The sequence below is a fragment of the Bacteroides sp. AF39-11AC genome (assembly GCF_003474285.1).
Taxonomy (GTDB): domain Bacteria; phylum Bacteroidota; class Bacteroidia; order Bacteroidales; family Bacteroidaceae; genus Bacteroides.
In genome coordinates, this window is record NZ_QROH01000014.1 from 123,485 (window position 1) to 145,201 (window position 21,717).

The 21,717-nt window shown below is 40.7% G+C and carries 12 protein-coding genes; all 12 read left to right on the top strand.

Annotated features, from left to right (window positions below; all coding sequences use genetic code 11):
• The first annotated feature begins 4 nt into the window (after positions 1–4).
• Positions 5–3,955 carry a hybrid sensor histidine kinase/response regulator transcription factor gene (locus DW036_RS24140; RefSeq protein ID WP_118466549.1) on the top strand — a complete coding sequence of 1,317 codons (3,951 nt, stop codon included), beginning with the start codon at positions 5–7 and terminating at the stop codon, positions 3,953–3,955.
• Between the two features lie 156 nt (positions 3,956–4,111).
• Positions 4,112–5,404 (top strand): Gfo/Idh/MocA family protein, encoded by a 1,293-nt coding sequence (locus DW036_RS24145; protein WP_118466551.1) that lies wholly within the window; start codon positions 4,112–4,114, stop codon positions 5,402–5,404.
• The gene (locus DW036_RS24150; RefSeq protein WP_118466553.1) at positions 5,401–5,649 is read left to right on the top strand and encodes a hypothetical protein; all 249 of its coding nucleotides are present in this window, start codon (positions 5,401–5,403) and stop codon (positions 5,647–5,649) included. The genes DW036_RS24145 and DW036_RS24150 overlap by 4 nt, the downstream gene beginning before the upstream one ends.
• Before the next feature lie 53 nt (positions 5,650–5,702).
• Complete coding sequence (locus DW036_RS24155) at positions 5,703–7,121, top strand: Gfo/Idh/MocA family oxidoreductase (RefSeq protein WP_118466555.1); 1,419 nt, start codon at positions 5,703–5,705, stop codon at positions 7,119–7,121.
• A 39-nt stretch (positions 7,122–7,160) separates the two neighbouring features.
• Positions 7,161–8,501, top strand: a complete 1,341-nt coding sequence (locus DW036_RS24160) for a DUF1080 domain-containing protein (protein ID WP_118466557.1) — start codon at positions 7,161–7,163, stop codon at positions 8,499–8,501.
• A gap of 83 nt (positions 8,502–8,584) precedes the next feature.
• Complete coding sequence (locus DW036_RS24165) at positions 8,585–9,430, top strand: FAD:protein FMN transferase (protein ID WP_118466559.1); 846 nt, start codon at positions 8,585–8,587, stop codon at positions 9,428–9,430.
• 251 nt (positions 9,431–9,681) lie between these two features.
• Positions 9,682–10,656, top strand: a complete 975-nt coding sequence (locus tag DW036_RS24170) for a glycoside hydrolase family 43 protein (RefSeq protein ID WP_118466561.1) — start codon at positions 9,682–9,684, stop codon at positions 10,654–10,656.
• Between the two features lie 33 nt (positions 10,657–10,689).
• A complete protein-coding gene (locus DW036_RS24175) occupies positions 10,690–13,167 on the top strand; it encodes a glutaminase domain-containing protein (RefSeq protein WP_118466563.1) in 2,478 nt (825 codons plus the stop codon).
• A gap of 324 nt (positions 13,168–13,491) precedes the next feature.
• On the top strand, positions 13,492–16,704 hold the full coding sequence (locus tag DW036_RS24180) for a SusC/RagA family TonB-linked outer membrane protein (protein ID WP_118466565.1): 3,213 nt from the start codon (positions 13,492–13,494) through the stop codon (positions 16,702–16,704).
• Positions 16,705–16,721: 17 nt separating this feature from the next.
• A complete protein-coding gene (locus DW036_RS24185; RefSeq protein WP_118466567.1) occupies positions 16,722–18,734 on the top strand; it encodes a RagB/SusD family nutrient uptake outer membrane protein in 2,013 nt (670 codons plus the stop codon).
• A gap of 198 nt (positions 18,735–18,932) precedes the next feature.
• Entirely contained in the window at positions 18,933–19,937 is a 1,005-nt protein-coding gene (locus DW036_RS24190) for a family 43 glycosylhydrolase (RefSeq protein ID WP_118466580.1), read from the top strand.
• Between the two features lie 22 nt (positions 19,938–19,959).
• Positions 19,960–21,717 (top strand): hypothetical protein (locus DW036_RS24195; protein WP_233560540.1); only part of this gene is annotated, 1,758 nt, incomplete at its 3' end.

Consider the following 21,717-nt stretch of genomic DNA (forward strand, 5'->3'; position numbering starts at 1 on the left):
AACTATGAATCGAACTATAATAAAGCTTTTCCTCTGTTTGTGCATAGTGACGGCATTGCCGTCCTATGCCTATAATACCGTTCACTATTATTTCAGAACGGTAGATATCAGAAATGGTCTTTCACAGAACTCTGTAAACAGGATTTTTCAGGACAAGAAAGGCTTTATGTGGTTTGGTACTAAAGATGGCTTGAGCCGCTACGACGGCTTGTCTTTCCGTATCTATAACAATGAAAATTCAAATCTGGGCAGGAATTTCATAACGGTACTTTATGAAGATAGTAAAGGGAATATATGGGTAGGTACTGATGGAGGACTTTATATTTATAACCCTATACTTGACTCTTTTACTGAATTCAATTTAGTAAGTGATAAAGGAACCGTTATCCGGGATTTTGTGACGATGATAAGGTGTGATGAGCACTTAAATCTTTGGATATCAGTTGAAAATCAGGGGTTGTTCTGTTATAATAGTGATGAAAACAAATTACGGAATTATCTTCATGATGCAGGACTGGCCAATGTTCATCGTTTTTGGTTAAATGGGAATACCTGTTGGCTGGCATTGTATGGAGATAATCTTTACTATACAAAGGCTGGCTTTGAATCGCCTTTGCAGCCTTTTAAGGATGCAAATGGTAATGAAATATTTAAAGGTGACATTATCAATTGTGAGGTTGTCGGTCCTCATAATTACACTTATATAGCATCATCCAACGGATTGACTGAAGTTAATTTTGTGACAGGCAAATCCCGTAGGATTTTGGATGCTTTTGCACGTACGTTAGAATTTAAGTCCGATGATGAATTATGGGTAGGTACGGAAAAGGGATTGTATATCTATAATTTGACGACTAACAAGATCACACATCTGACAGTACCCGATCAAGATGACTCCTATGCGTTATCAGACAATGCTATTTATTCGATTTATCGCGATAGGGAGAATGGGATGTGGGTAGGTTCTTATTTTGGTGGTGTGAATTATTATCCGTATCAATGGACTTATTTTGAGAAGTTTTATCCGAGAGAGGAGATTAAATTTTTTGGTCGTCGGGTACGTGAAATATGCGAAGGCAACGATGGTACTTTATGGATAGGAACTGAAGATAAAGGATTGTTTAATTTTAATCCTGAGACAGAAGAAATGGTGCCATTTGAGCACCCGGATATATATAAAAACGTTCATGCTCTTTGTCTGGATGGAGATGATTTATGGGTCGGTACTTTTTCCAGGGGGCTGAATAAAGTGAATTTACGCACAAGGCAAGTGAAGCATTATTCCAGAGACAAGGGTGAGAATTCGTTGACTGCCAGTGATGCTTTCACCGTTTGTAAGACAACTGCCGAGGATATCTGGATAGGAACGACATCCGGTTTGTTCAAATACAATCGTTCTTTTGATAATTTTACTCATATTCCGCAATTAGGAAGTTTGTTTGTTTATGATATTTTGGAAGACTTTGAGGGGAATTTATGGTTTGCTACTTTCTCGAATGGGGTATTCTCTTATAATACTCAGACCCAGCAATGGAAGAGCTATCTCTCAAATGAAAAAGATTCGACCTCACTCTCTTATAACAAAGTGATTTCTATTTGCGAGGATAGTAAGAAGCGTTTGTGGTTTATGACGATGGGGAAGGGGTTCTGTCGCTATAATCGGGAAACAGATAACTTTACACGTTACGACACGTCAAAAGGACTTCCAAACAATACTGTTTACAAAATGGTTGAAGACAGACGGGGAAATCTGTGGGTTACGAGTAATTATGGGCTTACCTGCTTTAATCCGGATACTGAGGCCATGCACGTATATACTACGGCAAATGGATTACTGAGTAATCAGTTTAATTTCCAGTCTGGATATTGTGACAAAAAGGGACGTATCTATTTTGGCAGTATTAATGGGTTTGTCATATTCGATCCGTATAATTTTGTGGAGAATAGTTTTCTGCCTCCGGTAGTTATTACTGACTTTTATCTGTTTAATAAACGTTTTTCAGTGGATACTCCGGGATCCCCTTTGCAGCAAAATATTACTTATGCCGATGAGATAGAGCTTGATGCAGATCAGAATTCTTTTGCTTTCCAAGTGGCTGCTTTAAGCTATCAGGCACCGGAGATGAATCGTCTGATGTATAAATTGGAAGGTTTTGACCAGGAGTGGTATATGTTGGGACGAAACTCTATGATTACCTATTCTAATCTACCCTATGGAAGCTATACATTACGTATAAAAGGTTCTAATGGTGACGGGAAATGGAATGATGTGGAACGGGTACTTGATGTACGTATTCGTCCTCCGTTTTACTTATCGGTGTGGGCATACGTTATTTATGTTATCTTGGCGCTGTGTTCATTGGGTGCCACTATTCTATATTTCAGAAGACGGACGCAAGAGAGGCATCGGTTAGCGATGGAGAAGTTTGAACGGGAAAAGGAACGTGAACTTTATTCTGCAAAAATTGATTTCTTTACGAATGTAGCACATGAGATACGTACTCCGCTTACGTTAATAAAGAGTCCACTTGAGAATGTGCTGCTTTCTAAGGAGGTTTCTGACGAGATCAGGGACGATTTGGAAGTGATGGATCTGAATACAAACCGTTTGCTTGATTTGGTGAATCAACTGCTTGATTTCCGTAAGACGGAGACGCAAGGATTTCAATTGAACTTTGTGGAATATGACGTTGTAGATATATTGCAAAAGACCTATAAGCGTTTTAAACCTTTGGCACGTGAAAAAGGTCTGGAACTTACTATTGATTCTCCGGAGAGTTTATATGCTTCGGTGGATAGGGAAGGACTGACTAAAATCATCAGTAATTTGATGACAAATGGCGTAAAATATTCAGAAACATATATCCGCATTAAGTTATACGTTGAGGGGGATCAGATGTTGCTCCTGGCATGTAATGACGGACGTGTGGTTCCGATGGAGATGCGTGAAGAGATATTTAAGCCGTTCGTTCAATACAAAGCCGGAGTGTTACATTCTGTTTCCGGTACGGGTATAGGATTGCCTTTGGCGCGTTCGCTTGCCGAACTTCATGGAGGGACTTTGTGTATGGTGAATTCCATGGAAAGTAATCAGTTTTTGCTCTCGCTTCCGATAAAACATGCCCATACAATACAGACAAAAGAGCAAGTTGTCCATGAAGAGTCTATTGAAAGGCAAGAGGTTGAAGAAGAACCTGATTTGCAAAATCGTTATACGTTGCTTGTTGTAGAGGATAGTTTGGAAATGCAGGCGTTCATCGTGAAACAATTATCAGCGAAATACCGGGTTTTGACAGCATTGAATGGTGTGGAAGCCTTGAAGGTATTGGAAGAACATACCGTCAATCTGGTTATTTCGGATGTCATGATGCCTGAAATGGATGGATTGGAATTATGTGAGCATTTAAAGTCTGCGGTTGATTATAGCCATATTCCTGTTATTTTATTGACAGCTAAGACCACCCTTCAGGCTAAGATAGAAGGTATGAAGCTTGGGGCAGATGTCTATATAGAGAAACCTTTTTCTGTGGAATATCTTAAGGTTTGTGTCTCTAATTTGCTAAGTAATCGTGAGAAACTTCGTGTTGCTTTCGTTCATTCACCTTTTGAACAGGTCAACAGTATGGCAATGACTAAAGCGGATGAAACTTTTTTAAAGACATTGAAAGAAGTAGTGGTTGCAAATATGCAGGATCCAGACTTTAATTTGGATGATATGGCAAGCCAGCTGAACATGAGCCGTTCGAGCCTTAACCGGAAAATAAAAGGTATATTGGATATGACTCCGAATGATTACATTCGTTTGGAGCGTTTAAAGAAAGCAGTGCAATTACTCAAAGAGGGGGAATGTCGGATAAATGAGGTTTGTTACATGATCGGTTTTAATACCCCTTCTTATTTTGCCAAATGCTTCCAGAAACAGTTTGGTGTTCTGCCTAAGGACTTTATAAAATAGCGATGGGGAGCGTCTGGAACTATTTTTGCATTGTTTGAGTAGATTTTTATATTTTATATCTTAAGATTTCACTACTTTTGGGCTGTTATTTTTATATGGATATTCTGCCCGAAAAAAGAAAGGAGTATATTCGGATTTTATTTTAAAGACCATATTATGAAAGATACATTAATCAACAGAAGAGAATTCCTTAAAAATATAGGGGTGCTTGGAGCCGGGGTGTTGTTGTCAGCAAGTCCTTGGCTTTCTGCTTTTTCGGAAGTTAAGGAAACTTCCAATGAAAAATGCCGTTTGGCTGTTATTGGGCCGGGATCACGGGGACGCTTTTTGATGAGTTTCCTGATACAAAATCCTAAAGTGGATATTGTGGCATTGTGTGATATTTACCAGCCTTCCATTGATGAGGGATTGAAACTTGCCCCGAAAGCCAAGGTTTATGATGACTACCGGAGAATACTGGAGGACAAAACGATTGACGCGGTATTGGTGGCTACTCCTCTTAATTCCCATTGCCAGATTGTATTAGATGCTTTTGACGCCGGTAAACATGTGTTCTGTGAAAAGACCATAGGCTTTACGATGGAGGAGTGCTACCGTATCTATCAGAAGCATATCAGTACAGGCAAGATATTCTTCACCGGCCAGCAGCGTCTTTTCGATCCGCGATATATAAAAGTAATGGAGATGGTACACGCCGGTACATTTGGTGAAATTAATGCTATCCGTACTTTCTGGAACCGGAATGGAGATTGGAGACGGGAAGTCCCTTCGCCTGAACTGGAACGTTTAATAAACTGGCGTTTGTATCGCGAATATTCCAAGGGTTTGATGACTGAACTGGCCTGTCATCAGTTACAGATCGGAAGCTGGGCTTTGCAAAAGCTTCCTGAGAAGGTGATGGGACATGGAGCTATCACTTACTGGAAAGACGGTCGGGAAGTGTATGACAACGTCAGTTGTATATATGTGTTTGATAATGGAGTGAAGATGACGTTCGATTCTGTCATATCCAATAAATTTTATGGTCTGGAAGAGCAAATCATGGGTAATCTGGGAACAGTAGAGCCTGAAAAGGGTAAGTATTATTTTGAGAGTGTAGCCCCTGCACCCGGATTCCTGCAGATGATCAATGATTGGGAGAATAAAGTCTTTGACTCTTTGCCTTTTGCCGGTACCAGCTGGGCACCGGAAACTGCCAACGAAAACAAGGGAGAATTTATTTTGGGAGAACGCCCCAAATCGGATGGTACTTCTTTGCTCCTGGAGGCTTTTGCTGAGGCCGTTATTACCCGTAAGCAGCCGAAACGTATAGCCGAAGAGGGCTATTATGCAAGTATGCTGTGCTTATTGGGCGATCAGGCTTTGCAGGAAGAAAAAGTACTTTACTTCCCCGATGAGTATAAAATAAATTATCTGAACCATCAAGCTAAAACAATTGAAGCCGTATGAAAAATACAATCATTACCGTTCGCCGGAAAAAGATAGAATTACTGACTTTGCTGGCATGCTTCATTATCGGCAATCTGGCAAATTTGTATGCTATAATTTCTTATAAAACCCCTTTCTCGGAGATGCTGACCTCTATTTTCTATGTCCTGGCATTTTCGTGTGCGCTTTATGTTTTCTGGACCCTGTTGCGGCTCTTATTCTATGGAATAAGAAATCTGCTCCTTAAAAAGAAAATTGAAGTATAGAGATGATTGAAATAGAATTCCTTAATTAATACCAAATTAATACCAATGAGATAATGACAACACGAAGAGATTTTTTGAAGACCATGACCATGGCTTCTGCCGGATTGGCATTGGGTGCTGGTGATATACTGGCAAATCCCACCTTTGCATCGCAAAGAAAGATAACAGATAAGGTGAAGATTGCCTATATAGGTATTGGCAATCGTGGTGAACAGATTATTGGGGATTTTGCCCGTACCGGTATGGTGGAGGTTGTGGCTTTGTGTGATGTTGATATGGGAGCTCCCCATACACAAAAGGTAATGAACCTGTATCCTAAGGCAAAGCGTTTCCGTGATTTTCGCCAGATGTTCGACAAGGCAGGCAATGAATTTGATGCTGTAGCTATAGCAACGCCCGACCATTCTCACTTCCCTATTAGTATGCTGGCTCTGGCATCAGGCAAACATGTATATGTAGAGAAGCCTCTGGCACGTACTTTTTATGAGGCGGAAGTGTTGATGCAGGCTGCATTGAAACGCCCTAATCTGGCTACACAGGTCGGTAATCAGGGACATTCTGAGGCTAATTATTTCCAGTTTAAGGCATGGATGGATGCGGGTATCATTAAAGATGTGACAGCTGTGACTGCACATATGAATAACCCTCGCCGTTGGCACAAGTGGGATACAAACATTTATAAGCTTCCTTCAGGACAGCAGTTACCGAAAGATATGGATTGGGATACCTGGCTGGGTGTAACTCCTTATCATGAATATAACAAAGACTATCATTTGGGTCAGTGGCGTTGCTGGTATGATTTCGGAATGGGCTGTCTGGGTGACTGGGGTGCACATATCCTGGATACGGTTCATGAGTTTCTGGAACTGGGATTGCCTTATGAAGTGACGATGCAGTATGCCAACGGGCATAATGATTATTTCTTCCCATATTCTTCCACGATTCTGTTCCGCTTCCCTCAACGTAAGGGTATGCCACCGGTTGATATCACTTGGTATGATGGTTTGGATAATCTTCCTCCTATCCCTGCCGGTTATGGCGTATCGGGTCTGGATCCTAACATTCCTACAACGAACCAGGGAGATGCCCCGGCTGCTAAGTTGAATCCTGGAAAGATTATTTATTCAAAGGAACTGACATTTAAGGGTGGAACTCATGGAAGTACACTCTCCATTATACCGGAGGAAAAGGCCAAGGAAATGGCAGGTAAGTTGCCAGAAGTGCCTAAGAGTCCGTCTAATCACTTTGAGAACTTCCTGTTAGCTTGTATGGGACAGGAAAAAACTCGTTCTCCGTTTGAAATTAATGGTGTATTGGCTCAGGTATTCTCATTGGGAGTAATGGCTCAGCGCCTTAATACGCAGTTGTTCTTTGATCCTCGCACGAAGCAGATCACGAATAATGAATTTGCTAATGCTATGTTGGCCGGGGTACCGCCACGTAAGGGATGGGATGAATTTTATAAAATGTAATAGCATCATATTAACATAATTAATAGAAGAGATATCAGTATGAGAAAGAATTATTTGTTGCTTCTGTTTGTGTTTTGTGCCTCTATAGTTTCAGCACAGAACTGGGAGCCTCTTTTCAATGGAAAGAACCTGAGTGGCTGGAAGAAACTGAATGGTAAAGCCGAATACAAAGTAGTAGATGGCGCTATTGTGGGTGTTTCAAAGATGAATACTCCTAATACATTTCTGGCTACCAAGAAAAACTATGGTGACTTTATCCTGGAATTTGATTTCAAGATAGACGATGGATTGAATTCGGGTGTGCAAGTACGTAGTGAAAGTAAAAAGGATTACCAGAATGGCCGTGTACATGGCTATCAGTTTGAAATAGATCCTTCAAAGCGTGCCTGGTCGGGTGGTATTTATGATGAGGCCCGTCGTAACTGGTTGTATCCTTTGACACAGAATCCGTCGGCTAAAAGTGCTTTCAAAAATAATGAGTGGAACAAGGCTCGTATTGAGGCTGTAGGTAATTCTATTGCTACATGGATTAATGGAGTACCTTGTGCTAATATTTGGGATGATATGACTCCTGCTGGCTTTATTGCTTTGCAAGTACATGCTATCGGTAACGCTGCTGATGAAGGAAAGACTGTTAGCTGGAAGAATATCCGCATTTGTACTACAGATGTAGAACGTTACCAAACAGCTCAAAAAGCACCGGAAATAAATGTTATTCCTAATACAATTTCTCCGAACGAAGCAAAAGAAGGTTGGGCACTCCTTTGGGATGGCAAGACTTCCGAAGGCTGGAGAGGAGCTCGATTGAACTCTTTCCCGGAAAAGGGCTGGAAGATGGAAGACGGTATTCTGAAAGTAATGAAGAGCGGCGGTGCAGAATCTGCTAACGGTGGTGATATCGTGACAACTAAAAAGTACAAGAATTTCATTCTGAAAGTTGATTTCAAGATTACTGAAGGTGCTAATAGCGGTGTGAAGTATTTTGTTAGTCCTGATATGAATAAGGGAGCCGGTTCAGCTATCGGTTGTGAGTTCCAGATTCTTGATGATGACAAGCACCCGGATGCTAAGTTGGGCGTAAAGGGTAACCGTAAATTGGGTTCGCTTTACGATTTGATTCCTGCTCCGGCGAACAAACCTTTCAATAAGAAAGATTTTAATACGGCTATGATTATTGTGAAAGGTGACCACGTAGAACATTGGTTGAATGGTGTGAAGCTCATTGAATACACACGTCAGAATGAAATGTGGGATGCATTGGTTGCTTATAGCAAATACAGAGATTGGCCTAATTTCGGAAATCATGAGTCCGGAAATATCCTTTTGCAGGATCATGGAGATGAAGTATGGTTTAAGAATGTAAAGATCAAGGAATTGTAATTAATATTATGTCTTCGAAAAGGGCAAGTTGCAGCATTGTGGCTTGCCTTTTTCATTTTTTTCAAAGAAACACAGACTTGAGAATGTCGAATGTAATTCAACATCTTTATAAATTTTCGTCTTTACACGGTGGATTGCTTTATGCTTGGTTTCCATCGATGCATACACGCGTTGATATAGTGCTGTGTAGCAGGCAAAGTGAAGAGGCCTTGATGTTTGTAGTCGGTGCTGTCCATGAAATGCTGTGCTATTTGGAAAAGATGGCAAATTATTATGATGCAGAGAGTGAACTGGCATATTTGAATCGTACAGCAGCCACGGGACCGCAACCGGTCAGTAAGGAGCTTTATGATATGCTTGCTTTCTGTGTAGAATGTTATACTCGAACAGACGGATGTTTCGATGTTACTATTCATTCGGTTAATTATACACGTAATTCTATCCATAGTATTCAATTGTTACCTCAGGAACATACTCTCTTCTTTTTGCAACCTGGAGTGACTATCAATCTTTCCGGCTTTTTGAAAGGATATGCTTTGGAGAAGATACGGGAATTACTTCAGCAATATGAAATAGAGAATGCATTGGTTAATATGGGGAATAGTTCCGTATTGGCTTTGGGGCATCATCCATTGGCTGATGGGTGGAAGGTTAACTTCGGACAAAGTGCTGTTACGCAAGAAAAAGAATGGCCGGAAATATTTCTTAAAAATGAATGTCTCACAACTTCGGGTAATGATTCGCATGAGCGGAAACATATTATCGATCCTCGGAGTGGAAAACTGGTAGAGGGGAAAAGGGAAGTAGCGGTTATTACAGCTAATGGAGCTGTAGGTGAGGTGTTGTCGACTAGTTTATTCGTAGCTGATGCTCGTCAGCGGGAACTTTTGAAGGTAGAATTCTGCCCACGTTTGATTCTTGATCTTTAAAATTCTTTTTCGCTTTGATATATATGTATGCTATTTCTATATAGTATAAAAGACATGACAAACAAAAATGGTGGTATAAGAAGAGAAATATATACTCTGAAAAGTAAGAATTGCGCCAGAAAAAGTAATTATCCAGTCAAGGAGGCGTCCTAAGATACAATTGACGTAATTATTCCATACGTTGAATCTTTTCTGTTATCCTGTGTGTTTTCGATTCTCTACTTTTGTATCACCATGAAAATATCAATTTTATGAAAACACATTTAATACTTTTCTTATTGTTTTTTATATGGACGTCTTGTGGAAATTCTACAAAGCCGTCTGCCTCTACATCAACAGATGACGATTTTGAAGTTCTGGAAGAACGTTTGCCTATAGCAGACCCGTATGTACTCTTTTACGAGGATTGCTATTATGCATATGGAACAAATGTTCGGGGATTCGAAGTTTATACTTCTACCGATTTAAAACATTGGCATCGAAATCGCAATTTAGCTTTGTCACCCGAAGATTCTTGGGGGAATAAAGGCTATTGGGCACCTGAAGTTTATTATGTAGAATCGTTGAAGAAGTTTTATATGTTCTATACAGTAAACGAACAGGTTTGTGTTGCTACTTCCGATTCGCCTGAAGGACCGTTTGTGCAGGATGTGAAGCAGCCTCTCTTTGGTAGTGAAAAGAATATTGATCCTTCTCTTTTTATAGATTCCGATGGTAAAGCATATCTCTATTTTGTCCGTTTCACGGGTGGAAACGTCATTTGGTGTGCGGAAATGAATTCTGATCTGAAAAGCTTGAAAGAGGAAACATTGACGAAGTGTATTGAAGTACAGGATGAGTGGGAGCGTAAACAGGCTACTGTAGCTGAGGGACCTTCCATATTGAAGCAGAATGGAGTTTATTATTTGCTTTACTCAGCCAATCATTTTGAAAGTAAGGATTATGCTGTAGGTTATGCCACTTCGGATTATCCTTTCGGACCTTGGGAGAAATATAACGGAAATCCTATTCTCAGGAGAGATATGGATCAGACTGCGAGGTTGTCGGGTACTGGGCATGGTGCTCCTTTTATCTGCGAAGATGGAAGCTATAAATACATATTTCATGCTCATGCCAGTGAAGAGAAGGTGCAACCTCGTTCTTCTTATATCAAGGATCTTACTCTGTCGGATAAGGGGATAGTTTCTATTCATGGAACAGTTATCCGACCTGTAGTTGTGAAGTAACTAATGAATAATTAAGATAAACTTTTGGATTTTATGAAACGATTGATGACGCTATTGCTGGGATTTGCTGCCCTGGCGGGATGTACCTCACCCCAATTTGAGCAGCATGTGAAGAATGAATTGCGTGCGCCTGCCTATCCGTTGATTACTATTGACCCTTATACGAGTGCATGGGCTTTTCAAGATAACTTGTATGATGGTGCAGTGAAACATTGGACTGGCAAGAGCTTTCCTCTGATTGGCGTAGCTAAAGTAGACGGACAAACTTACCGTTTCATGGGAGCGGAAGAACTCGAATTGAATTCTGTGGTTCCCAATTCGGAGCAGGAAGACTGGGTAGCGAAATATACAGTGGTACAACCGGCCGAAGGGTGGCAGAATATGGACTTTAATGATACTCGATGGAAAGAAGGCAAAGCTGCTTTCGGAACCATGGAGAATGAACATACTGCCAAGACGCAATGGAGTGAAAAGTATATTTGGGTACGCAGAACTATAGATCTTCAGGAAGATTTGGCTGGTAGGAGTGTATACCTTGATTATTCACACGATGATGACGTAATTATTTATATCAATGGTGTCAAAGTGGTGGATACGGGTAATGCTTGTAAGAAGCATGCCCAGGTGAAGCTTTCAGATGAAGTGGCCGCTTCTTTGAAAAAAGGGAAGAATCTGATAGCTGCATATTGCTACAATCGTGTGGGAAATGCCTTGCTGGACTTTGGACTATTGGTTGAACAGGAAAATTACCATTGCTTTGAACAGACTGCCGAACAAATTTCGGTAGATGTACAAGCTATGCAAACCTATTATACATTTATTTGTGGGCCAGTTGATCTGAAACTGACTTTTACTGCTCCTTTGTTTATGGATAATCTGGATTTAATGGCTCGTCCGGTTAATTATCTCTCGTATGAAGTTGCTTCCAGAGATGGTAAAAAGCATCAGGTGGATTTGTATTTTGAGGCCTCTCCGCAATGGGCGGTTGATGTACCTCATCAGAAATCTATAGCTGGTGGTTTTGAAGAAGGTGATTTGCTGCTTTTACGTACCGGAAGCCAGAGTCAGGAGATTCTGAAAAAGAGAGGGGATGATGTCCGGATTGACTGGGGTTATTTTTATTTAGCTGGTAAAAAGGATAATGCGACTTATGGTATCGGCGATGGCAAGATTTTACGTAAGAGCTTTTTGGAGAATAAATTAGACGCACCGGCTACTGATGGTTATGATAAACTAGCCTTGGTATGTTCGTTAGGTGAAACAAAGAATGCTGATGGTTATCTGATGATGGGATATGATGATATTTATTCCATCCAATATTTTGGTGACAATTTGCGCCCTTATTGGAATCGTTCAGGGAAAGAAACGATTGTATCTCAGTTCCAGAAAGCTGCGGTTGACTATCAGAAACTGATGAAAGATTGTGCTGCTTTTGATAAGAAATTGATGGAGGAAGCTACCGCAGTGGGCGGTCGTAAGTATGCTGAACTTTGTGCATTAGCTTATCGCCAATCTATAGCTGCCCATAAACTTGTAGAAGCTCCGAACGGTGAATTATTGTTCCTTTCTAAGGAGAACTTCAGTAACGGTTCTATTGGAACTGTTGATATTACATATCCTTCGTCTCCTTTATATTTACTTTATAATCCGGAATTGGCCAAAGGGTTGCTTAATCATATTTTCTACTACAGTGAAAGTGGTAAATGGACTAAACCGTTTGCTGCCCATGATGTAGGTACTTATCCACTGGCTAACGGACAGACATATGGTGGTGATATGCCTCTGGAAGAAAGTGGTAATATGTTGTTGGTGACTGCTGCCATTGCTGCCATAGAGGGAAATGCGGACTATGCAAACCGTCACTGGGCTATATTGACCACTTGGACTGATTATCTGGTGGAATATGGGCAAGACCCGGGAAACCAACTCTGTACAGATGATTTTGCAGGACACTTTGCTCACAATGCCAATCTTTCTATAAAAGCCATATTGGGTGTTGCTTCTTATGGTTATTTGGCCAATATGCTGGGAAAGATTGAAGTAGCTGAGAAATATACAAATAAAGCGAAAGAAATGGCTACCCAATGGGTAGAGATGGCCAATGATGGCGACCACTACCGTCTGACATTTGACAAGGCAGGTACTTGGAGTCAGAAGTATAATTTAGTATGGGATAAACTGATGAATTGGCAGATATTTCCGGAGAAAGTGGCTGAAACGGAAATTGCATACTATCTGACCAAGCAAAACCGCTATGGTTTGCCACTTGACAGTCGTGAAACATATACCAAGACTGACTGGATTATCTGGACAGCTACTATGGCTAAGGATAAGGCTGCTTTTGAAAGTTTTGTTGATCCGGTTTATAGCTTTATGAATGAGACCGTTGACCGCATTCCAATGTCTGATTGGGTCTTTACAGACAGTCCGAAACAACGAGGCTTCCAAGCTCGTTCGGTGGTGGGCGGATATTTCATTAAGATGCTTGAAGAGAAACTGCATACTAAATAGTATGCAGTTTTATCAAGTGTTTCGCTATTTAAAAATATATATTATAATCTTGTCGAGAAATATCTGTAGGGGCGTATTTTGATTTTATAATTGCATTTCTTGAAAAGATAGTTCTATTATATTTTCTTGTAAAGAGATAATTTTGCTTCGTGAAAAACAGAAATTTCGTTTAATGTAAATCTAATAATAAGCCTATGGTATAAAGAGAAACAATTTTTGATTGACTTAATTTGCTAGCTAAAAATATGCTTGCAAGACACTGTATTAATAAAAAATACGGAATATTCGTTTTCCGTAATATTTCTAATCTAATATCTATAAAACATGTCTAAGAGAATCTTATTTTTATTTTTTTGCGTGTTTGCACTTGCAGCACATTCTCAGAATGTTGTAATAAAAGGTTCTGTAACGGATGTTAATAAGGAACCTTTGTTGGGTGTGAATATTAAGGTAAAGGGAACTTCTACAGGTTCCATTACCGATATCGATGGTAACTTCTCAATAAATGGGCCAAAGGGTGCTACACTTGTAATTTCTTATATTGGTATGGTGACCCAAGAAGTGGAGTATAAAGGACAACCTCTGAATGTTGTATTGAAAGACGATTCCCAAGCTCTGGAAGAGGTGGTAGTTGTAGGTTACGGTACAATGCGTAAAAAGGATCTTACGGGTTCTGTAGTACAAGTACGCCCCGATAAACTTGCTAATGAGAATCCTAAAACAGTACAAGACATATTGCGTGGTACACCAGGTCTGGCAGTAGGATACAATGCCGATGCCAAAGGTGGTGGATCGCTTTCCATTCGTGGCCAGCGTTCGCTTTATACCGATGGTGGTCACAATGATCCGTTGTTGATTTTGGATGGTATGATGTTTTATGGCGAACTTTCTGAAATTAATCCTGATGATATCGGTCAGATAGATGTACTGAAAGACGCTTCTGCCGCTGCGGTTTATGGTGCAAAAGCAGCCAATGGTGTTATTATTATTACTACAAAGAAAGGTAAACAAGGCAAGCCAGTGATAAACTTCAGTGCCAATATTGGTTTGACGCAACGAAGTGCTTATCGCGAAAGGTTTAGTCCTTCTGCTTATTTGCAGCATTATGCTGACTGGAGAGAAAAAGGTACTTATGGTGCAAATTCGAATGGTGAATGGGATGCTTATCAGTCAGGTACTTATAAAGATATGACTGACTATTTTAAGAATCCAAATAAGTTAGTTGGTGTTGATCTGGAAACTTGGAGAAGCTATACACAAAACGAATCAGGAGAATCAGATCTTAGCATTTGGGCTAAGCGTCTGGGCTTTACGGGTAATGTGCTTGATAATATTATAGCAGGTAAGACAGTAGACTGGGAAGACAAAGCATTTCGTTTAGGTCTTAATCAAGACTACAACGCTAGCATTAGTGGTGCCTCTGAAAAGGTAGATTATTACTTTTCTTTGGGGTATTTGCGTAATGAAGGTGCTTTAATAGATGATACTTATCGTGCAATTCGTGCTAACATGAAGTTGAATGCCAAAGTGACCAAGTGGTTTGAAGTAGGTGCTAACGTCAATTTCCAAGACCGTACGGACGGCAGTATCGATATGGATGAAGATTACTTCTTACGTAACAGTCCTTATGCTGATTATGCTGACGAGAATGGTAACCCCACTCAATATCCTCAGGATGAAACTTACTCACAGCGTGGTTACAATTATGATTTTCAAAAACAATATTTGGAACTAGAGAAAGGATATACAGTGCTGAATACGATATTGAATGCTAAGGTGAAATTACCTTTTGGCATTACATATCAGTTCAATGCTGCCCCACGTTTCCAATTCTTCTATGACCGTTATTTCATGTCGGCAGAATTGCCGGGTAGTAATCCCAATGACCGTGGTGCTAATCGTGAACAGGCAAAACGTTTTGACTGGTCACTGAACAATACTATCACTTGGGACAAAACATTTGCAGAGAAGCATCATTTTATTTTGACCTTAGCTCAAGAAGCAGAAGAACGTCGATATTGGTCAGATCGCATTGAGGCACGCAATATCTTGCCTTCAGATGCATTGGGATTCCATAATACACAGAATGGTTCCAAAGAGAACAGTTCTTATAAAACATCCGATTCACACGAAACTGCAGATGGTATGTTAGCTCGTTTGTTCTATTCTTATGACGAACGCTATATGCTGACGACGTCTATTCGTCGAGATGGTTATTCAGCTTTCGGTTCTTCTAATCCTTATGCTTATTTCCCTTCTGTGGCTCTAGCATGGACATTCTCTAACGAACAGTTCTTTCAAAAATTTAAGAATGTAATGAGCACTGGTAAGTTGCGCGTTTCTTATGGTAGCAATGGTAACCGTTCACTTTCTAACCCTTACGTGGCATTGGCAAATCTTTATGAGGGTGGTGGCGCTTACATGGGTTATATTACTTCTTCTGGCGATTTGCAGTTAATGCGCTATCTGATGGCAGATCGTATGGCAAATCCCACTTTACAATGGGAAAAAACACAGGCATGGAATTTTGCCTTGGACTTTGGCTTTTTAAATGATCGTATTACTGGTACACTAGATGTTTATAAGATGAGTACCAAAGACATGATTATGAGTCAACCGCTGCAGAATTTTACAGGGTTCAGCAACATCACTACTAACTTGGGGCAGGTGGATAACAATGGTTTTGAGCTTTCTCTGAACACAGTAAACATCCAACAGAAAAATTTCCAATGGAATACAACTCTCAATTTTTCTTATAACAAAAACAAGATTAGACACTTGTTCTATGAATATGAAGACGTATTGGATGCCAGTGGAAATGTTATCGGTCAGAAAGAATCAGACTATACAGCTAGTAGCTGGTTCATTGGTAAACCTATCAATGAAATTTGGAATTACAAGGTGATTGGTATCTGGCAGAAGGACGAATGGGAAGAGGCTGCGAAGTACAAACAAGTTCCGGGCGACCCGAAAGTATGGAACAATCCTGCCAATGATGTATATAATGAAGATGGTAGTCTGAAAACTGTAGTTTATAATGATGATGATAAACAATTCTTGGGAACAACTACACCTCCTATCAATTGGTCATTGCGTAACGAGTTTACACTTTGGAAAGATCTGACGGTTTCTATTAATATATACTCTCGTATGGGTCATAAGGGGCTCTCTACTAACTATCTGAATAATGATGATGATGGTGGACGAATGTCCTATGCTGCTGCATGTAAAGAGGCCAAGGAGTATTGGACTATCTATAACCCAACCAATAAGTATGCACGTATCGAAGCGCAAGGCCCTGATGGCGCTAAGAGTCCTGGTATGCTCTACGATCGTTCTTTCATTCGTTTGGAGAATATCTCTGTTGGATACACACTACCTAAACAATTGACGAAGAAGTGGGATATCGAACGCGTGAAGGTCTTTGGTACTGTCCGCAATGTTGCTACTTGGGCAAAAGACTGGGAGTATGGTGATCCTGAAACAGGTGGTCTAGGTACCCGTATTTATTCTTTTGGAGTGAATTTAACATTTTAACATTAAATCAAACAGATATGAAAAGATTTATTCAAAAACATATATTCAATGGCTTAGTGATGTTGGCGGGTGCGTCAATAGTATTCACCAGTTGTAAAGAAAGTTTTTTGGATGCAGATCCGTTGTCATTCTATGAGCCGACTACAACTTTCTCTACAGAAGCCGGTTTGAAGTCTGTATTGGCTATTGCCGACCGTCAGTTGAAACGTTATTGGACGGATGGTGACTCTAACGAAATGTTTCCCCTTATGTCGGAATATACATTTTCTGATCTAATGGTACCTTCCGCTACTGATAAGACGGACTTATTGGATAATGTAGCTCAGAAACTGACTATAAACAGTGACCAGTCTACTTTGTTAAATTTGAATCGTGTTAGTACTCTTTGGTTCTTTTGGCAGCAAACTTATGAAGGAATTCGTAATGCTAATACGATTTTAACTTATATAGATAATGTGACCAGTTTGAGTGATGATACAAAAAACATATATATTGGTAGAGCTTATTTTCATCGTGCATTTCGTTACTATTTATTGACATTCCAGTATGGAAACGTACCTTTGATGACGAAAATTCTAGAAGTTCCTAAACTGAATTTCCGTTCTACTAAGCGCGATGCTATTTTGGACTTATTAGTACAAAATATGGAATTTGCAGTAAAGTGGGTACCTGACCAAAAAGATATGGACTTGATTGGTATGGTTAACAAAGGTGCCTGTCGCATGCTACTTTCAAAACTCTATCTTGCTGTAGGTGAATATGAAAAAGCAAAAGAACAGTTAGATATCCTTATCAATAATTCTGGCTATTCACTGATGACTGATAATTTTGGTACATTCAATGATGGTGGTGTACCCGAAACATGGTCTGTCACTCGTAATGTCATTTGGGATTTACATCGCCCAGAAAATAAGTTGATTTCTACCAATAAGGAGGTCATAATGGGGATGCCCAATAGAGGTGCTGCTTCTGAATCATTCTTGAAGAATCAAACCATGCGTATTCTCTATCCGTTCTATTTTAATAATATGGTGACGATGCCTGACGGTAAGCAAGCCTTATTGAATATTAAGCGCAACAGTGCAGATTACAATGGAGAGTATGACTATATGCGTGCTATGGGACGTGGAATTTCTACTTGCCGTCCTACTTGGTTCTATCAGAAAGGAGTTTGGGCTGTGAATGGTAAAATGGATGAAACAGACTTACGTCATAGTGTAGAAGCAGGTAACTGGGTGACAATGGAATCTCTCAAATGTAATAATAAGGCTTCTTCTTATTTTGGTCAACCGTTGAGGCTTTATGATGATAATGGCAAATTGTTGTGTGCTGATACTATCCGCCGTTGGTATGACGTTCCCCATTATATATTCAAATTGGATGACCCTGTCAACGAGGCTAATATCTCTGGTTCCGACGGTAACCGTGGTGCGACAGACGGTAGTAATGCAGACTGGTATCTTTATCGTCTAGCTGAAGCGTATCTGTTGCGTGCTGAGGCTAAGTTCTATATCAATCCAAATGATGCTACCATTAAGGATGACTTGAATATCATTCGCGAGCGTGCACACTGTTCTCAACTTTACGAGGGAAATGTTACTATTGGTGATATTATGAACGAACGCGCTCGTGAACTGTTTTGGGAAGAATTCCGTAATGTAGAGCTGACTCGTGTATCTCTCTGTTTGGCTCGCAGTGGTAGACCCGACGAATGGGGAAACACTTATGACATCAATACTTTCGACAAGCAGGAGGGCACTGACTTGACGGGTGGAAGCTACTGGTATCAGCGTTGTATCCATCAAGGCATGTACAATAAGGGTGTAACGCTTGTTATTAATGCTACTAAATCGAATCTTGATTATATCATAGACAAGAAGAATATCTACTGGCCTATTCCTGAAAAGGAGATTAAAGCTAATAATAAGGGACAATTGTGGCAGAACTATGGCTATACCGGTTATGATCCTTCAATTCCTGTATGGGAAACTTGGGAAGAATCTGTAGCTGACGAGAGTAAGATTGATTAAGCACTTTCGCTACATTTAGCGAAAAAAATATTTGATGGAGGTATGTCTGGGCAACGGAACATAAACTGTGAACTGTAGTGCAACATACCTCCATTTTATTTTTTTGTCACAGATGTTGATGACGGTGAAAAGCTATCAAATCATAAGTTCTGTATAATATATCTGAAAAGTGAAATGGAAAACAGGAAAAATATGCATATAAAAAAGTTATTGGTGTTATCAGTGTCACTCTGTCTGACGGCATGCTCTTCATCATCGTCGAAGGTGGAAGATGATCCGGAAAATCAACCGAAGAATGTATATCATAATCCGGTTATAAACTACAGTTTGCCTGATCCTTCTGTTATCAAAGGAGAGGATGGCTATTTCTACTTATATGCTACTGAAAATATCCGTAATCTGCCTATTCATCGTTCGAAAGACTTGGTGGAGTGGGAATATGTGGGTACGGCTTTTACAAATGATACTCGTCCGGACTTTGAACCCAAAGGAGGATTATGGGCTCCTGATATTAATAAAATAGGCGATAAATACGTGCTTTATTATTCCATGTCCGTTTGGGGAGGCGAGTGGACTTGTGGCATCGGATGTGCTACTGCCGATAAGCCCGAAGGCCCTTTTAAGGATCATGGAAAAATGTTTCGTAGCAATGAAATCAATGTGCAGAATTCTATTGATCCTTTCTATATAGAGGAAGGAGGACAAAAATATCTGTTTTGGGGCAGTTTCCGGGGCATTTATGCTATCGAGCTATCAGATGATGGACTTTCCCTTAAAGAAGGTGCTACACCCCAAAAAGTGGCAGGAACTGCCTACGAAGGCACTTATATTCATAAGAAGGATGGTTATTACTACTTTTTTGCTTCAATAGGTACTTGCTGTGAAGGATTGAACAGCACATATACAACAGTAGTAGGACGTTCAGAAAATCTTTTCGGCCCTTATGTTGATAAAAAGGGTGGGAATATGCTCGACAATAAACATGAAATCCTGATTCATAAAAATAGTGCTTTTGTAGGCACCGGCCATAATTCTGAGATTGTGACGGATAATGCCGGTAATGATTGGTTTTTCTATCATGCGGTAAGCGTAAAAAATCCCGAAGGACGTATGTTGCTGATGGATAAGATTGAGTGGAAAGATGGATGGCCATCTGTAAAGGGTACTTCTCCATCAATAGAGGCAGAAAAACCAGTATTCTAACAATTATAAAACAAATGCGATTATGAGACTAAAGAGATTGTTTTTTGGAGTAATGCTTTTAGCGGGCATTACAAATGCAGGGGCTATGGAGCATTCTCTGGGAGATGTTTCAACCTCTATTTCCTTGAAAGTTCCGGGTAATGACGCCCAGCACTATTCACTGACTCTCCAGAAGCAGCAGGACGGTGTGTATACCTGCCAGTCTTCCGAGCAGTTACCATTGGTTATTACCCGCCAGGTAGTTGATAAAGATGGCAAGCAGCGTATTAACGTTGTCATCACGGCCTTGGATACTGTTTATTTCAATTATGGCGAGCAAATAAAAACCGGATACCGGCATTCTGATTGCCAGTTCTACATGCCCGGCTTCTGGTACCGCCAGAATCTTCGTTCGCCCGAAAAGGCCCCTTCTTTCCATACCTCGGATAGCTGGCTGGTACGCGAAGACCGTCTGAGTACTCCCCTGACTGCAGCCTTCAATTCAAGTAAAGGCAAGTCCATGTCAGTCATCCGCATTGACAAGTTTGACAAGGAGGCTTTGGTTACTCATAAAGAAGGCGAGGTCATTGTATCCGGTGAGACTTCCATCGGCTATACCGGCTTCGAGAATGTAGGTGGCATGACTGTCCTTTCCTATGGTTTTCCTTATAAGGAAGCTCCCAAGACTTATATCCGTAAACTGACTCTTGCCCCTTCCGTTGAGGCTTTCCAGCTGCTTCGCAAGGGTGATAGCATTACCCTGACCTGGGAACTGTCCGAGATTGATGCTGCCGACTTCTCCGAGTGCGTACAACGTACCTGGGAGTATTGCTATGACACGAACCGTCCCCAACCCGTGAATACCCCTTATACGGTGGACCGTATGAAAGATGTGCTTAGCAACTTCTTTGTGGAGAGCTATGTGAATACTACTCCTACCCATTATTATTCGGGCGTTGAGTTGAAGACAGCCACCTGCGCCAGTACTGATGTTGCCGAAGTCGGCTTTGTGGGTCGTACGTTGCTTAATGCCTTCAATGCATTGGAATACGGTTCCCAACAGAACCGTCCTGAACTAGTGAACAGTGCTAACAGTATCTTTGATACTTATCTTTCAAACGGTTTCTCTCCTGCGGGCTTTTTCAATGAGGTTGTCCATTATAACCGTGGTTTTAAGGAACCTAATCTTAGTATCCGCCGCCAATCGGAAGGTGTGTATGCCATTCTTAATTATCTGGATTATGAGAAGCAACACAAGCGTAAACATCCCGAATGGGAGAACCGTTTGAAGGTTATCCTGGACAGTTTCCTTCGTCTTCAGAATGCTGACGGTAGTTTCCCCCGTAAGTTCAAGGATGATTTCTCTATCGTAGACGGTACGGGTGGCAGTACTCCTTCGGCTACTTTGCCTCTGGTAATGGCCTACAAGTATTTCAAGGACAAGCGTTACCTTGAGAGTGCCAAGCGTACTGTTAATTATCTGGAGAATGAGCTTATCTCTAAATCCGATTATTTCTCTTCCACTTTGGATGCTAATTGTGAGGATAAGGAAGCTTCCCTTTATGCTGCTACTGCCACTTATTACCTTGCTCTGGTTACTAAAGGTGCTGAGCGTGCTCACTATGCCGAACTTTGCAGGAAGGCTGCTTATTTCGCCTTATCCTGGTATTATACCTGGGATGTTCCCTTTGCCGAGGGTCAGATGTTGGGTGATATCGGTCTAAAGACCCGTGGCTGGGGTAATGTTTCGGTTGAAAATAATCATATTGATGTGTTTATCTTCGAGTTTGCTGATGTGTTA

Coding starts and splice junctions, on each gene's coding strand:
- DW036_RS24160 (WP_118466557.1), top strand. CDS start 7,161: ATGAGAAAGAATTATTTGTTGCTTCTGTTTGTGTTTTGTGCCTCTATA.
- DW036_RS24140 (WP_118466549.1), top strand. CDS start 5: ATGAATCGAACTATAATAAAGCTTTTCCTCTGTTTGTGCATAGTGACG.
- DW036_RS24155 (WP_118466555.1), top strand. CDS start 5,703: ATGACAACACGAAGAGATTTTTTGAAGACCATGACCATGGCTTCTGCC.
- DW036_RS24170 (WP_118466561.1), top strand. CDS start 9,682: ATGAAAACACATTTAATACTTTTCTTATTGTTTTTTATATGGACGTCT.
- DW036_RS24150 (WP_118466553.1), top strand. CDS start 5,401: ATGAAAAATACAATCATTACCGTTCGCCGGAAAAAGATAGAATTACTG.
- DW036_RS24145 (WP_118466551.1), top strand. CDS start 4,112: ATGAAAGATACATTAATCAACAGAAGAGAATTCCTTAAAAATATAGGG.
- DW036_RS24185 (WP_118466567.1), top strand. CDS start 16,722: ATGAAAAGATTTATTCAAAAACATATATTCAATGGCTTAGTGATGTTG.
- DW036_RS24165 (WP_118466559.1), top strand. CDS start 8,585: ATGTCGAATGTAATTCAACATCTTTATAAATTTTCGTCTTTACACGGT.
- DW036_RS24175 (WP_118466563.1), top strand. CDS start 10,690: ATGAAACGATTGATGACGCTATTGCTGGGATTTGCTGCCCTGGCGGGA.
- DW036_RS24180 (WP_118466565.1), top strand. CDS start 13,492: ATGTCTAAGAGAATCTTATTTTTATTTTTTTGCGTGTTTGCACTTGCA.